This is a genomic window from Photobacterium kishitanii (assembly GCF_000613045.3).
Lineage (GTDB): Bacteria > Pseudomonadota > Gammaproteobacteria > Enterobacterales > Vibrionaceae > Photobacterium > Photobacterium kishitanii.
The window spans coordinates 759,704-774,376 of record NZ_LN794352.1 but is presented as its reverse complement, the minus strand read 5'-3'; the positions used below and the strand labels follow the sequence as shown (position 1 = coordinate 774,376).

Below are 14,673 nucleotides of genomic sequence, written 5' to 3'. Positions count from 1 at the left end.
ATTTTTTATGCTTTCATTTGGTTTATTTCACCAAATTAAACACAATCGCGCCAACAGCTAAACATCCCATCAATAAAATAAAGTAAGTGCTTATTTTACCACGATAGATTTTCAAACTTTCAATGTGATATACCGCCAGCATTGGCATTAAAAATAAAATCATCGCAATAACAGGACCTGAAAAGGCCTCCATCATTCCCAGAATACTCGGATTAATAACCGCAGCAAACCAGATACAAACAAACATTAATACAACACCAATCTTATCAATGGTTTTAATCGATAATGATGTTTGCTTCGCCACTAAACCATTAAAGCTTTCACGCGCTCCCATAAAATGACCTAAGAATGACGAGGTAATCGCAATAAAGGCAATTAATGGTCCAAGTATCATAATAAAGTGACTATCTTCAACATTGGCTAAATAAGACAGTACTGAAACATTATCCACTTTAGCTTGTTGCAGCTGCTCTGGGGTTAAACTCAGCACACATGAAAAAACAAAAAACAATACAAACGCAATTAACATCACTGAGGTACGTTTAAGAATAGTTTCTGATTTTGTATGGGCTTGATTGCCATATTGACGACGCTGAGCATTCACAAACCCAGAGACTACAGGCGTATAACTAAATGCAAACACGACCACAGGAATCGCTAGCCATAGTGAAGCACTTAAATCTCCAATACTTTGGTTAAGACTCAAATTAGGCATATGCCAACTTGGGATCAAATAAATTGAAATACCCGCTAAAATGAACGTTAACGGATAAACAATCATACCAAATACGCGCAGCATGGTTTTTTCACCGGCCAACATAACCGCGATCATGCCAAACACTAAACAACCAGATAGCAGCACTCGAGACGGTGCAGCCATGCCGAGTTGATGCACCATAAAACTATCAACGGTATTGGTTAGACCGACACCATAAATCAACAAAATGGGAAAAATAGATAAGAAGTATAATAAAGAGATTAAACGGCCATAACGCTGACCAAAGTGTTCTTCAACCACATCAGTAAAATCAGCATCTTTTTGGGTAGATGATAAAACAAACCGAGCCAATCCACGGTGAGCCCAAAAAGTCATCGGTCCTGCAAGTAGTGCCATAATAACTAATGACCAAAAACCACCAGAACCAATATTAATCGGTAAAAATAAAATACCAGCACCAACGGATGTACCAAATAGACTCAACATCCAACTGGTGTCATGCTTAGTCCAGCTTGAAGAGATGGTTTTAGCTTCAGGTGCGGAAAGATCTTGCGATATTGACACGGTAACTCACTACTACTAATAAAACTGGTCATCAGTATGAAACGAGCACTACAAAGACTCAAAAAAAAGGTGACACAGATCACCCTAAAATACTCTTAGCTAATAAAGCACAAAGACTAAAAAAATCAAATATTGCAGTTAATAACACTGAAAATTAACTTTAAAACCAGCATAAAAAACCAAATTTATTAATTAAACAATTTTTTACCCATCGCATGTTTTTCACACAAAAAAGCCCTATAAATAAAATTCATAGGGCTACATATGCATCAATAGTAATTATTAGTTAATTTCAATCGGTGCAAAACTTTTGATTAAATCATCGAGTTGTTTAATCTGAGCTAAGAATGGCTCTAACTTATCAAGTGGGAAAGCCGAAGGACCATCACAACGCGCAAGATCTGGTGTTGGGTGGGCTTCCATAAACAAACCAGCAATACCTGTTGCAATACCTGAACGCGCAAGATCAATCGTCTGCTCACGACGACCACCAGATGCCGCACCTAGTGGATCGCGGCATTGAAGTGCATGAGTCACATCAAAAATGATTGGGCTACCATTTGACGCTTTTTTCATTACATCAAAACCAAGCATATCAACCACAAGATTATCGTAACCGTGTAATACGCCACGCTCACATAAAATCACATTATGATTATCACACTCAGCAAATTTCTCAACAATGTTACCCACTTGGCCAGGGCTCATAAATTGTGGTTTTTTCACATTGATCACAGCACCGGTTTTAGCCATCGCTTCAACAAGATCAGTTTGGCGAGCAAGAAAAGCAGGTAATTGAATCACATCAACCACGTCAGCAACAACTTGAGCTTGTTCTTTTTCATGAATATCGGTGATGATTTTCACGCCAAATGTGTCTTTCAATTCTTGGAAGATTTTTAAACCTTCTTCTAAGCCAGGACCACGGTACGAATGTACAGATGAGCGGTTAGCTTTATCAAAAGAAGCTTTAAATACGAAAGGAATCCCCAATTTAGTGGTGACTTCTACGTAGTGCTCACACATTTTCATCGCTAGATCGCGAGATTCAAGCACATTCATACCACCAAACAGTACAAATGGCTTATCGTTAGCAACATCAATATCACCAACACGAACAATTTTTTGTTGCATCATATTTATCTTCTCATCTAGTGCAAAGTAAGAGGCTCTTCATACAGAGCATCCACTTGAAGTTTAAGCAAATCTGCAGCAGGATCTTCTGGGCATTGCTCAATGAAATAAGAATAATCAACCGCAGCAGCATGGAGGCAATCAAGTTGCTGGTAAATATAGCCACGATCACGAATTTCATGGGGATCGCCAGGGCTTAATGCTAATGCTAAATCACTACAACGCAATGCGTCAGTAAACAACTCTTCACGTAATAGCGCACTTTTCATCACCGTTAGCCAACGTGATAAAATGATATTATTTTTCTGAGCATCAAGATATTCAGGTTTAAATTCAGCAAAAGGACCACGATGACCAATCAACCACCCACGCAAAATATGGGTACTAACAAACTCACCATCAAAAGGGTTGATATATTGAATATCATCTGGCGACCACATAACTTTCAGTAAAAACTGGGTCGGAAAGCCAACATTTTCAACTGGCAATTCAAGGTGCTTAGCCAAATAAAGAAAAATAGCCCCTAAACTAACGGGAATTCCTTTACGACGCTCTAATACTTTATCTAAAAAGGCATTATCTGATGAAAAATACTGCTGTTGATCCCCCTGAAACCCCCACTCACGATAAAAAAGTCGTAACAAACCGTCTAAACGAACGCGAGGATTAACCTCATCCATTAACGTTTGTTCTGCTTCTTGTGCCAGTTGGGTCAAACGTAATTGCACCCACGTTGCTGGAAAATCAGTATCGACTTCAGCCATGAAAGCAATCGCTCCATCAACCAACGGCATCTGATTCAGATCTTGTTCATTAAATGGCATCATGATGTTACCTACTACGCTAGCCTAAGATAGGTGTTTTAGTGATCGCTAATTGTGCTGCTAATACAAGCCACCCAATCGCCCCTAAGAAGGCAAATGTCTTAAATACTTTATTTTTACCATGATGGAGCGTGAAATAACCGAGTGCGATATAAGCAAGAACACAGGTTAATTTTTCGGTCAGCCAACCATTTCCGGCAGTAAAGGGGATAAAACCAGTAATAAAAATTAGCGCGACACCTGAAGCCAGCATGATGGTATCAATAACATGAGGAGTAATTTTAAAGAATTTTTTATTTATCATTGATGAGTTTGCCATCACCATAATATAGCGCGTGACAAACAGTAATACACTTAACGCAATTGCGGTAAGATGAATGTGTTTCATTGCCATGTACATCATTACTAACGATCTCCTAGCCAGCAACCCATCGTTACCCGATCGAGCCCAGCATAATCCTGACTTGTTGACACCTGCACATAGCCAAATTGCTCAAGAATAGTTCGAACGGCTGCACCTTGTTCAAAACCATGCTCCATGAGTAACCAGCCACCAGGTAATAAATATTGGCGTCCATCTTGACTAATAATACGAATATCGGCGAGTCCGTTATCAGTGGCAACTAACGCACTTTTAGGTTCAAAGCGAACATCGCCTTCAACAAGATGCGGATCCGCTTCATCAATATAAGGCGGGTTACTAACAATAACGGCAAATTGTGGTTGTTGCTCAAGAGGGCTATACCAACTACCAGCTAAAAAATGACTATTAGTAATGCTTAGTCGGTGACTATTTTCAGTCGCTAACGCCACCGCTTCTGGACGCACATCAATCCCAGTCACAGTAATATCATTGCGTTCTGATGCAATCGCTAATGCTATCGCACCAGTGCCAGTACCTAAATCAAGTACCTGACATGCTGTCTCGGGGATTTTCTCAAGGGCTAATTCAACCAATCTCTCAGTATCTGGACGGGGAATTAACGTCGAGGGTGATACTTTTAACGGTAATGACCAAAACTCACGTTCACCAACAATATAGGCGATCGGCTCACCCGCGATTCGACGCGCTAGCAATGCTGAAAAAGCCGTAAATTGAGCCTCATCCAGCTGCTTTTCAGGCCATGTTAGCAAGTAACTACGCGGCTTATCTAATACATGACATAACAATACAATACTGTCTAACTGCGGGCTATTAGAGCCCGCAGTCGCAAGTTGTGCATTGGTCTGTTGTAATAAACATTCAATGCTACGTGACATTAGTTTTGCTCAGCCATCGCGGCAAGTTGGTCTGCTTGATACTCGGTAAATACCGGTTGGATCAGGGCGTCTAAATCACCTTCCATCACTTCATTCAAACGATAAAGTGTTAGTGTAATACGATGATCTGAAACACGACCCTGCGGGTAGTTATAAGTACGAATACGATCTGAACGGTCGCCAGAACCTAACAAGTCACGACGTGTCGTTGCTTCTGCTTCATGACGACGCATTTCTTCTGCTTTAATAATACGAGCAGCTAGTACTGACATCGCTTTAGCTTTGTTCTTGTGCTGTGAACGCTCATCCTGACATTCAACCACAATACCTGTCGGTAAGTGAGTAATACGAATAGCTGAGTCAGTGGTGTTAACGTGCTGACCACCAGCACCAGATGAACGGAAAGTATCGATTCTTAAATCACCGGCATTAATTTCAGGAATTTCAGCTTCTGGAATTTCAGGCAAAATAGCGATAGTACAAGCCGAAGTATGTACACGACCTTGAGATTCAGTTGCTGGAACACGCTGTACTCGGTGACCGCCTGACTCAAACTTTAATACGCCATAAGCGCCATCGCCATTTACTTTAGCGATCATTTCTTTGTAACCGCCTTGCTCTGAACGGTTTTCACTGATGATCTCAATACGCCAACCGCGGCGCTCAGCATATTTGCTGTACATGCGGAATAAATCACCCGCAAAAATACCAGCTTCATCACCACCAGCACCAGCACGAATTTCGACAAAACAATTACGATCATCATTAGGATCTTTAGGAATCAATAATAGTTGTAACTCATCAGCTAAACGTTCAATTTCAGCCTTAGCTTCTTTGATTTCTTCCTGCGCCATTTCACGCATTTCAGCATCGTCTTCTTGTGCCATTTCTTCAGCAGCTTCAAGATTTTCTTTCGCTTGTTGATAAGCTTGAAAACACTTAGTCACTTCTTCAAGCTGAGAATATTCTTTTGATAGTGCACGAAATCGGTTTTGATCACTAAGAACGCTGGGATCGCCCAGTAGGTGTTGAACTTCTTCGTAACGTTCAACCAGAGTTTCTAATTTAACTAAAATTGATTGCTTCATAATCTTCTAATTAGGGTGCGGAGTGAAGGCCTGAGCCATCAACTGCTAATCGTTATAGGAATCCAGCCCAAGTGCTTCACGGATCACGACCAATTTGTCAGATTCACCATTTTTGGCAACCTGCTGCATGGCTTTTGTCGGAGCATGGATAAGCTTATTGGTTAGTTTATTACTCAATTCTACCAAGGCTCGTTCAGGATCGGTGCCATTGGCGATTGCTTGTAAGCTGCGTTGTAGCAGCTCATGTTTTATTGCTTCGGCATATTGACGATAGTCACGGATACTATCGACCGCTTCCAGTGAGCGTAACCATTGCATAAAGGTAATACTTTCTTCAGCGATGATCGCCTCAGCTTGAATCGCAGCGACTTTACGTTGCTCACGATTTTTCTCGACAATCGAATACAGATCATCAACAGAATATAAATATACATCATTAAGATCGCCAACCTGTGATTCAATATCACGTGGTACAGCAATATCAACAAATAACATCGGCTGATTACGACGTTGTTTCAACGCAGTTTCTACCATGCCTTTACCAACAATCGGCAATGGACTTGCGGTAGAGCTAATCACAATATCGGCACAATGAAGATGCTCAGGTATATCTTCTAAACCTATCACTTCAGCGCCAAACTCACGTGCAAGATTAGCTGCACGTTCACGGGTTCTATTGGCAACAATTAAACGGTTACATCCTTGCTCAGCAGCATGACGAGCAACCAATTCAATGGTTTCTCCGGCTCCTATGAGCAACATTGTCACACCTGATAAAGCTTCAAAAATTTGTCTTGCCAATGAACACGCTGCATAAGCAACAGAAACAGCATTGCCACCAATATCAGTTTCAGTACGAACCCGCTTGGCAACCGTAAATGTTTTTTGAAACAACTTTTCTAAGGTACCAACCACAGTTCCATTGTCTTTTGATTCCGAATAAGATTGCTTTACCTGTCCTAGGATTTGCGGCTCACCTAATACCAATGAATCTAAACCACACGCCACACGCATTAAATGTCGCGCAGCAGCTTGTTGTTCATGAAAGTACAGGCTTGGCATCAATTCTTCGGCTGTGATCTGATGAAATTTGGTCAACCAGTCAATAATCACACCCGGTCCTGACTGCAGTAATTCACAGTAAACTTCGGTACGGTTGCATGTAGATACAATAACCGCACTCGATACCTCAGGATGGTTTTTAAGCTCCTGCAGTGCCAAAGACAGTTTTTCAGGAGAAAAAGCTACCTTCTCACGCAAATCAACAGAAGCTGTTTTGTGGTTGATTCCTAATGCAAGCAAGGTCATGGAAACAGTATACCTACTTCGGCAATGAAAAAATCTAAGGTGAAGATTTTACTTGATGCCATGTCTTAATAAAAGGCAACAGACGTAATCAATCAGTAATGACACCATTTTTATCGTTTTTTAGCCACCTTATTCGTCTCGTTAGTGGTTATAATTTGGCTTTCGATTAAATTATCGCTATTGTTTTCGCTCATTCTGATAGAGACCCCCTACGATGATATTGCGTAATCTTGCTAAAAATCTCACTTCAGCCACAGTGACATCCACCCCCATAAAAGCGCTAACAGCTCACAAAAAAAAATGGCTATTGTCTTTTTTCGCAGTCTCGTTATCACTTCTTTCTGGCTGTGCACAACAACCTACAATTACCCATAAAGCGGATTGGACACTCCATCAGGCTCAGTTACAACAGTTGACCACCTACCATGCTCAAGGTGTGTTTGGTTATATCAGCCCACAGCAACGGGTAACACTCACCTTTAATTGGCAAAACCAACCTGGTGATTATCAACTTATTTTAACCAAAATGTATAAAACAATTCTCAAATTAGATGCCCGTCCTCATGCCGTTACGCTCACCGATCCCGATGGTAAAATCTATCATGGCAGCGATGCCGCACAGTTAGTACAACAACTGACAGGCATTAACTTACCGCTACAACAAATGCGCGATTGGTTAATCGGCCTTCCAACGGGTGCCAATCATTATTTGCTCAACAAAAATAACCAAGTTGCTTTTCTGACCAAAAAAATTGATGGTCGTACTTGGGAGATGCATTACAGCAGTTACGACAACACCAAAGTACCATCCCTGCCGATATTGATGACCTTAAAACAAGGTGATTTAACCATCAAAATAAAAGTATCCACTTGGCAAATAAAATAATAGTCCGCTGTTTATTGATCTTGTAAATTTACCAAATAATGAGTCATTTCCATGAACCACGAAGCTAAATTTGATATTGCCACTCAGTGGCCTGCTCCTGCAAAGCTCAATCTTTTTCTCTACATCACAGGTCAGCGAGACAATGGTTATCACGACCTACAAACGTTATTTCAGTTTGTTGATTACGGTGATACGTTAACGATTACAGCCCGTAAAGATCATCATATCAGCCTAACACCTGCAATTACTGGCGTAGCGACTGAAGATAATTTAATTTACCGTGCAGCCGTTGCACTACGTCAAGCGGCACAAGTTAATTTTGGGGCTGACATCCATATTGATAAAATTCTTCCTATGGGGGGCGGCTTAGGTGGTGGATCATCGAATGCTGCAACAACATTAGTTGCATTGAATTATTTATGGCAAACCCAACTATCTGTTGATGAGCTTGCTGCAATAGGGTTGAAACTTGGAGCTGATGTGCCTGTTTTTGTTCGGGGTCACAGTGCTTTTGCAGAAGGTATTGGTGAAAAATTGCAGCCAGCAGCACCACAAGAAAAGTGGTATTTAGTCGCAAAACCCGATATTAGCATTGCAACTGCTGAAATTTTCAACCATCCGCAATTACCTCGAAATACTAAAAAACGTAGCTTAGATGCCCTGTTACGTGGAGTTTACGAAAACGATTGCGAGAAAATTGTAAGAAGTCTTAATCCTGAGGTTGATCAGGCGCTTTCATGGCTGTTAGAATATGCGCCGTCAAGATTAACTGGTACTGGCGCTTGTGTGTTTGCAGAATTTGACACCGAGCAAAGTGCTAATGATGTTTTGAATAATTTACCTGACTGGCTCCAGGGATTTGTCGCAAAAGGTGTTAACGTATCTCCTTTGATGACAACGCTAGCCACATATTCTATGGATTGTCAGTAATTACAACTTGGACGCAACCTGAGGTTTACACCGTGCCTGATATGAAGCTGTTTGCTGGTAACGCTACACCAGAACTAGCCCAACGCATCGCTGATCGTCTTTATATTTCATTAGGAGACGCAACGGTTGACCGTTTCTCCGATGGTGAAGTATGTGTGCAAATTAATGAAAACGTTCGTGGTAGCGACGTATTTATTATTCAATCAACTTGTGCACCAACTAACGACAACCTAATGGAACTGGTTGTTATGATCGATGCCTTACGTCGTGCTTCTGCAGGTCGTATTACTGCTGTGATTCCGTACTTCGGTTATGCTCGTCAAGATCGTCGTGTACGTTCTGCTCGTGTGCCTATCACTGCCAAAGTTGTTGCTGACTTCCTTTCTAATGTAGGTGTTGACCGCGTATTAACGGTTGATCTACATGCTGAACAAATCCAAGGTTTCTTCGATGTTCCTGTCGATAACGTATTTGGTAGCCCTGTACTACTAGAAGATATGTTAGCGAAAGACCTACAAGATCCAGTGGTTGTTTCTCCTGATATTGGTGGTGTTGTACGTGCTCGTGCAATTGCTAAGCTATTAGATGATACTGATATCGCAATCATCGATAAGCGTCGTCCACGCGCTAACGTTTCTCAAGTTATGCACCTAATCGGAGATGTTGAAGGTCGCGATTGTATTATCGTTGACGACATGATCGATACTGGCGGCACACTGTGCAAAGCAGCTGAAGCACTAAAAGAACGCGGTGCTAAGCGTGTATTTGCTTACGCAACTCACCCTGTATTCTCTGGCAGCGCACTGCAAAACATCACTGAATCAGTGATTGATGAAATCATTGTTACTGACTCTATCCCACTAACAAAAGAAATTGCTGCAACAGGAAAAGTATCAGTACTTACCCTGTCTGGTATGCTAGCTGAAGCGATTCGTCGTATCAGTAACGAAGAGTCAATTTCTGCAATGTTTGAGCACTAATCTCACGCTACTAGCATGATTTATTTCTCGAATAAATAAATATCAACGCCTCGCTTTTGCGGGGCGTTTTATTTTTTGCAAATTGTCACAAAGGCTGATCACTGCAGAAACGTATCAATTTCCCTTGATTTGGTATAATATAGCGCGCGTTTTGAACCCGACTATTGCTCGGTTTAACCATCACAGTGGTCATCACAAAACGCTATCACTACTGCTATATGACAAGAGAGACAAGCGTGAGTAATAATATTCGGTTACTTGTTGGCCTGGCAAATCCTGGTCAAGAGTATGCAAAAACCCGTCATAATGCTGGTGCATGGGTCGTTGAAGAACTAGCTCGAGCCCATAACGTTACCCTACGTCTAGATCCAAAATATTTTGGTCTAACCGGCAGGATCACAACTAATGGTCAAGATCTTCGCTTGTTGATCCCAACCACATTCATGAATTTATCAGGTAAGTCAGTTTCAGCTTTGGCTAATTTTTTCCAAATTAAACCGGAAGAAATTTTAGTCGCGCACGATGAACTCGACTTACCTCCTGGTGTTGCCAAATTTAAAAAAGGCGGTGGACACGGTGGTCATAATGGCCTACGTGATATCATTAGCAAAATAGGTAACAACAAAGATTTCTATCGTCTCAGGATTGCCATTGGCCACCCTGGTGATAAAAACAAAGTCGCTGGTTACGTGCTAGGAAAAGCACCGACCAAAGAACAAGAGCTGATTGACGCAGCAGTTGATGAATCAGTTCGCTGTATTGATGTGCTTCTAAAAGATGGCCTGAGTAAGGCACAAAATCGTCTTCATTCATTCAAGGCAGAGTAGCGCACTGGCAACAGTAGTACTTTGTCATTATGGGCTCAGTGTTGAGCACTATAATTGAGTTGTTACAAAATAATCACCAAAAGGGTTACAAGCCATGGGTTTTAAATGCGGTATCGTAGGTCTACCAAACGTTGGTAAGTCAACACTGTTCAATGCCTTAACAAAAGCAGGCATCGAAGCAGCTAACTTCCCATTCTGTACTATCGAACCAAATACAGGTGTTGTTCCTGTGCCGGATCCACGTATGGATGCATTAGCAGTATTCGTTAAACCACAACGTATTCTGCCTACCACAATGGAATTTGTAGACATTGCAGGCCTTGTTGCTGGCGCATCTAAAGGTGAAGGTCTTGGTAACAAGTTCCTAGCTAACATTCGTGAAACTGATGCTATTGGTCACGTTGTTCGTTGTTTTGAAAATGACAACATCGTTCACGTTGCTGGCCGTATTAACCCTCTTGAAGATATCGATATCATCAACCTAGAACTAGCTATGGCTGATCTTGATACGTGTGAGCGTGCTATTTTCCGCTTAGCAAAGCGTGCTAAAGGCGGCGATAACGATGCTAAATTCGAAATCAAAGTATTAGAAAAAATGCTGCCAGTGTTAACTGATGGCGCAATGCTACGTTCAATGGAACTAAGCAAAGAAGAGAAGGCAGCTGTCGATTACCTACACTTCTTAACGCTAAAACCAACGATGTACATTGCTAACGTTAGCGAAGATGGTTTTGAAAACAATCCATTCTTAGACCTTGTTATTGAACGTGCAGCAACAGAAAACGCGATTGTTGTACCTATTTGTGCAGCAATGGAATCTGAAATCGCAGAGCTTGATGACGAAGATCGTGAAGAGTTCTTAGCTGACATGGGTATCGAAGAACCTGGTCTTAACCGCGTTATTCGTTCTGGCTATGAGTTACTTTCACTACAAACGTATTTCACTGCTGGTGTTAAAGAAGTACGTGCATGGACAATCCCTGTCGGTGCAACTGCACCTAAAGCAGCGGGTGTTATTCACACTGACTTTGAGAAAGGCTTCATTCGCGCTGAAGTTATTGGCTACAATGATTATATCGAGTTTGGTGGCGAATCAGGTGCTAAAGACGCAGGTAAATGGCGTCTAGAAGGTAAAGATTACATCGTTAAAGATGGCGATGTTGTCCACTTCCGCTTCAACGTATAATATATTTTATTCAGTTATCATTGAGATAACGATGAGTAAATAAAATAAGCCAGCCTCGTGCTGGCTTATTTTTTATCTGCTTAAGCATAAAATAAAATCGTGTTGCATCACAATTTTGATCATTAATAGCAGACAAATCAGATATCAGTTTGTGATTCGCCCAGTTCGCCCAAATAACCGCCGAACAAACGAATTTTCGCCATTTATCAAAAAAAACTATTGACGGTTTTAACTGGTATGAGCATAATGCGCCCCGTTCCCAACGAAGCGGCTCGCTAAGAGCAGTGGCAGTTGGAGGCAAAATGGCTACGTAGCTCAGTTGGTTAGAGCACATCACTCATAATGATGGGGTCACAGGTTCGAATCCCGTCGTAGCCACCATTTCAATTTTATTATAAGATTGAAAATCAATGTTAAACATTGATAAAATGCGGAAGTGGCGGAATTGGTAGACGCACTAGATTTAGGTTCTAGCGCCGTAAGGTGTGAGAGTTCAAGTCTCTCCTTCCGCACCATTCTCTCAATAGAGTTGAGAGATAGCTTGAAAAAGCAAACTGTAGGTCTATCGCCAAGCGGTAAGGCAACGGCTTTTGATGCCGTCATTCCCTGGTTCGAATCCAGGTAGACCTGCCACTCTTTAAGAGTATTGATTAATTTCAGTATTCTATGTTGGCTACGTAGCTCAGTTGGTTAGAGCACATCACTCATAATGATGGGGTCACAGGTTCGAATCCCGTCGTAGCCACCATTTATTCTTCAATTAAGTATTTACCTATACTTAAATTGAAAAATACGATCAGAGAACAACAGTTATTCGTAACTGATAATATGCGGAAGTGGCGGAATTGGTAGACGCACTAGATTTAGGTTCTAGCGCCGCAAGGTGTGAGAGTTCAAGTCTCTCCTTCCGCACCATTCTCTCTGATTTTAAAGTCTTGTTACTACCCAACAAGCAACGGTTACTTGAAAAAGTAAACCAGTAGGTCTATCGCCAAGCGGTAAGGCAACGGCTTTTGATGCCGTCATACCCTGGTTCGAATCCAGGTAGACCTGCCATATTTAGATTAATTGTTGCGACAGTTAATCATGCGGAAGTGGCGGAATTGGTAGACGCACTAGATTTAGGTTCTAGCGCCGTAAGGTGTGAGAGTTCAAGTCTCTCCTTCCGCACCATTATTCTTCATCTTAACTGCGGTTAATGTGAAAAATACCATCAGAGAAACAACAGTTATTCGTAACTGACAATATGCGGAAGTGGCGGAATTGGTAGACGCACTAGATTTAGGTTCTAGCGCCGCAAGGTGTGAGAGTTCAAGTCTCTCCTTCCGCACCATTCTCTCTGATTTGAAAAGTCTTGTTACTACCCAACAAGCAAAGGTTACTTGGAAAAGTAAACCAGTAGGTCTATCGCCAAGCGGTAAGGCAACGGCTTTTGATGCCGTCATACCCTGGTTCGAATCCAGGTAGACCTGCCATATTTAGATTAATTGTTGCGACAGTTAATCATGCGGAAGTGGCGGAATTGGTAGACGCACTAGATTTAGGTTCTAGCGCCGTAAGGTGTGAGAGTTCAAGTCTCTCCTTCCGCACCATTCTCTCAATAGAGTTGAGAGATAGCTTGAAAAAGCAAACTGTAGGTCTATCGCCAAGCGGTAAGGCAACGGCTTTTGATGCCGTCATTCCCTGGTTCGAATCCAGGTAGACCTGCCATAATTTAAAAGTAACGATAAACATTTATGGTTATCGGTATTTTAAATCGGCTACGTAGCTCAGTTGGTTAGAGCACATCACTCATAATGATGGGGTCACAGGTTCGAATCCCGTCGTAGCCACCATTTATTCTTCAATTAAGTATTTACCTATACTTAAATTGAAAAATACGATCAGAGAACAACAGTTATTCGTAACTGATAATATGCGGAAGTGGCGGAATTGGTAGACGCACTAGATTTAGGTTCTAGCGCCGCAAGGTGTGAGAGTTCAAGTCTCTCCTTCCGCACCATTCTCTCTGATTTAAAAAGTCTTGTTACTACCCAACAAGCAAAGGTTACTTGAAAGAGTAAACCAGTAGGTCTATCGCCAAGCGGTAAGGCAACGGCTTTTGATGCCGTCATTCCCTGGTTCGAATCCAGGTAGACCTGCCACTCTTTAAGAGTATTGATTAACTTCAGTATTCTATGTTGGCTACGTAGCTCAGTTGGTTAGAGCACATCACTCATAATGATGGGGTCACAGGTTCGAATCCCGTCGTAGCCACCATTTCTTTCTGATCTTTCAGTAAGAATAAAATTTGCGGAAGTGGCGGAATTGGTAGACGCACTAGATTTAGGTTCTAGCGCCGTAAGGTGTGAGAGTTCAAGTCTCTCCTTCCGCACCACTATTCTTTAAATCAGATTTTTACCAATTACTGATTTAATTAATACAACTAGAGAAACAACAGTTAGTCGTAACTGACAACATGCGGAAGTGGCGGAATTGGTAGACGCACCAGATTTAGGTTCTGGCGCCGCAAGGTGTGAGAGTTCAAGTCTCTCCTTCCGCACCATTCTCTCTAGTTTGTGAAAAGTCTTATGAAAATAAGCACTGTAGGTCTATCGCCAAGCGGTAAGGCAACGGCTTTTGATGTCGTCATTCCCTGGTTCGAATCCAGGTAGACCTGCCACTCTTTAAGAGTATTGATAAATGTCGGTACTCTATGATGGCTACGTAGCTCAGTTGGTTAGAGCACATCACTCATAATGATGGGGTCACAGGTTCGAATCCCGTCGTAGCCACCATTTCTTTCTGATCTTTCAGTAAGAATAAAATTTGCGGAAGTGGCGGAATTGGTAGACGCACTAGATTTAGGTTCTAGCGCCGTAAGGTGTGAGAGTTCAAGTCTCTCCTTCCGCACCATATTAGAGACCTACTCTTTGAGTAGGTTTTCTTTTATCTGCTGAATGGTAATTACAACCATCACCAGTAATAA

At 41.8% G+C, this 14,673-nt stretch carries 12 protein-coding genes and 20 tRNA genes; 25 read left to right on the top strand and 7 right to left on the bottom strand.

The window, feature by feature from the left end; all coding sequences use genetic code 11:
• Window positions 1-22: 22 nt before the first annotated feature.
• The 7 genes from PPBDW_RS04000 to hemA all read right to left on the bottom strand — a co-directional run bounded on the left by PPBDW_RS04000 (window position 23) and on the right by hemA (window position 6,896).
• Window positions 23-1,282, bottom strand: coding sequence for an SLC5/6 family protein (locus PPBDW_RS04000; RefSeq protein ID WP_036793526.1), 1,260 nt, complete (start codon window positions 1,280-1,282; stop codon window positions 23-25).
• 282 nt (window positions 1,283-1,564) lie between these two features.
• Complete coding sequence (gene kdsA, locus PPBDW_RS03995; protein ID WP_036793525.1) at window positions 1,565-2,419, bottom strand: 3-deoxy-8-phosphooctulonate synthase; 855 nt, start codon at window positions 2,417-2,419, stop codon at window positions 1,565-1,567.
• A gap of 14 nt (window positions 2,420-2,433) precedes the next feature.
• Window positions 2,434-3,243, bottom strand: a complete 810-nt coding sequence (locus PPBDW_RS03990; RefSeq protein ID WP_036793524.1) for a SirB1 family protein — start codon at window positions 3,241-3,243, stop codon at window positions 2,434-2,436.
• Window positions 3,244-3,259: 16 nt separating this feature from the next.
• Window positions 3,260-3,640 carry a SirB2 family protein gene (locus PPBDW_RS03985; protein ID WP_036796254.1) on the bottom strand — a complete coding sequence of 127 codons (381 nt, stop codon included), beginning with the start codon at window positions 3,638-3,640 and terminating at the stop codon, window positions 3,260-3,262.
• A gap of 5 nt (window positions 3,641-3,645) precedes the next feature.
• The gene (prmC, locus tag PPBDW_RS03980) at window positions 3,646-4,500 is read right to left on the bottom strand and encodes a peptide chain release factor N(5)-glutamine methyltransferase (protein ID WP_036793523.1); all 855 of its coding nucleotides are present in this window, start codon (window positions 4,498-4,500) and stop codon (window positions 3,646-3,648) included.
• Window positions 4,500-5,588: a peptide chain release factor 1 gene (gene prfA / locus PPBDW_RS03975; RefSeq protein WP_036793522.1), complete on the bottom strand. Its 1,089-nt coding sequence runs from the start codon at window positions 5,586-5,588 to the stop codon at window positions 4,500-4,502. The genes prmC and prfA overlap by 1 nt, the downstream gene beginning before the upstream one ends.
• A 45-nt stretch (window positions 5,589-5,633) precedes the next feature.
• Window positions 5,634-6,896 carry a glutamyl-tRNA reductase gene (gene hemA / locus PPBDW_RS03970; RefSeq protein ID WP_036793521.1) on the bottom strand — a complete coding sequence of 421 codons (1,263 nt, stop codon included), beginning with the start codon at window positions 6,894-6,896 and terminating at the stop codon, window positions 5,634-5,636.
• Window positions 6,897-7,110: 214 nt separating this feature from the next.
• Between hemA and lolB the strand changes: the two genes are divergently transcribed.
• From lolB to PPBDW_RS03845, 25 genes are all read left to right on the top strand, one after another.
• Window positions 7,111-7,782, top strand: a complete 672-nt coding sequence (lolB, locus tag PPBDW_RS03965) for a lipoprotein insertase outer membrane protein LolB (RefSeq protein WP_081045178.1) — start codon at window positions 7,111-7,113, stop codon at window positions 7,780-7,782.
• A gap of 51 nt (window positions 7,783-7,833) precedes the next feature.
• Window positions 7,834-8,712 carry a 4-(cytidine 5'-diphospho)-2-C-methyl-D-erythritol kinase gene (gene ispE / locus PPBDW_RS03960; protein WP_036793519.1) on the top strand — a complete coding sequence of 293 codons (879 nt, stop codon included), beginning with the start codon at window positions 7,834-7,836 and terminating at the stop codon, window positions 8,710-8,712.
• A gap of 32 nt (window positions 8,713-8,744) precedes the next feature.
• The gene (locus PPBDW_RS03955; protein ID WP_036793517.1) at window positions 8,745-9,692 is read left to right on the top strand and encodes a ribose-phosphate pyrophosphokinase; all 948 of its coding nucleotides are present in this window, start codon (window positions 8,745-8,747) and stop codon (window positions 9,690-9,692) included.
• Between the two features lie 236 nt (window positions 9,693-9,928).
• The gene (gene pth / locus PPBDW_RS03950; RefSeq protein ID WP_036793515.1) at window positions 9,929-10,519 is read left to right on the top strand and encodes an aminoacyl-tRNA hydrolase; all 591 of its coding nucleotides are present in this window, start codon (window positions 9,929-9,931) and stop codon (window positions 10,517-10,519) included.
• A gap of 94 nt (window positions 10,520-10,613) precedes the next feature.
• Complete coding sequence (ychF, locus tag PPBDW_RS03945) at window positions 10,614-11,705, top strand: redox-regulated ATPase YchF (protein WP_036793514.1); 1,092 nt, start codon at window positions 10,614-10,616, stop codon at window positions 11,703-11,705.
• Between the two features lie 304 nt (window positions 11,706-12,009).
• A tRNA-Met gene (locus PPBDW_RS03940) sits at window positions 12,010-12,086 on the top strand.
• Window positions 12,087-12,135: 49 nt separating this feature from the next.
• A tRNA-Leu gene (locus tag PPBDW_RS03935) sits at window positions 12,136-12,220 on the top strand.
• A gap of 43 nt (window positions 12,221-12,263) precedes the next feature.
• Window positions 12,264-12,338, top strand: a tRNA-Gln gene (locus PPBDW_RS03930).
• Window positions 12,339-12,376: 38 nt separating this feature from the next.
• Window positions 12,377-12,453: transfer RNA gene (locus tag PPBDW_RS03925), tRNA-Met, on the top strand.
• Between the two features lie 82 nt (window positions 12,454-12,535).
• Window positions 12,536-12,620 (top strand) — tRNA-Leu (locus PPBDW_RS03920).
• Window positions 12,621-12,686: 66 nt separating this feature from the next.
• Window positions 12,687-12,761 (top strand) — tRNA-Gln (locus PPBDW_RS03915).
• A 32-nt stretch (window positions 12,762-12,793) separates the two neighbouring features.
• A tRNA-Leu gene (locus PPBDW_RS03910) sits at window positions 12,794-12,878 on the top strand.
• 75 nt (window positions 12,879-12,953) lie between these two features.
• A tRNA-Leu gene (locus tag PPBDW_RS03905) sits at window positions 12,954-13,038 on the top strand.
• A gap of 67 nt (window positions 13,039-13,105) precedes the next feature.
• Window positions 13,106-13,180, top strand: a tRNA-Gln gene (locus tag PPBDW_RS03900).
• A 32-nt stretch (window positions 13,181-13,212) separates the two neighbouring features.
• Window positions 13,213-13,297 (top strand) — tRNA-Leu (locus PPBDW_RS03895).
• Window positions 13,298-13,340: 43 nt separating this feature from the next.
• Window positions 13,341-13,415, top strand: a tRNA-Gln gene (locus tag PPBDW_RS03890).
• A 48-nt stretch (window positions 13,416-13,463) separates the two neighbouring features.
• Window positions 13,464-13,540, top strand: a tRNA-Met gene (locus PPBDW_RS03885).
• 82 nt (window positions 13,541-13,622) lie between these two features.
• Window positions 13,623-13,707: transfer RNA gene (locus PPBDW_RS03880), tRNA-Leu, on the top strand.
• Window positions 13,708-13,774: 67 nt separating this feature from the next.
• Window positions 13,775-13,849: transfer RNA gene (locus PPBDW_RS03875), tRNA-Gln, on the top strand.
• Between the two features lie 38 nt (window positions 13,850-13,887).
• Window positions 13,888-13,964: transfer RNA gene (locus PPBDW_RS03870), tRNA-Met, on the top strand.
• A 33-nt stretch (window positions 13,965-13,997) separates the two neighbouring features.
• Window positions 13,998-14,082: transfer RNA gene (locus PPBDW_RS03865), tRNA-Leu, on the top strand.
• An 83-nt stretch (window positions 14,083-14,165) separates the two neighbouring features.
• Window positions 14,166-14,250: transfer RNA gene (locus PPBDW_RS03860), tRNA-Leu, on the top strand.
• 42 nt (window positions 14,251-14,292) lie between these two features.
• Window positions 14,293-14,367: transfer RNA gene (locus PPBDW_RS03855), tRNA-Gln, on the top strand.
• A gap of 38 nt (window positions 14,368-14,405) precedes the next feature.
• Window positions 14,406-14,482 (top strand) — tRNA-Met (locus PPBDW_RS03850).
• Between the two features lie 33 nt (window positions 14,483-14,515).
• Window positions 14,516-14,600, top strand: a tRNA-Leu gene (locus tag PPBDW_RS03845).
• Window positions 14,601-14,673: the final 73 nt, after the last annotated feature.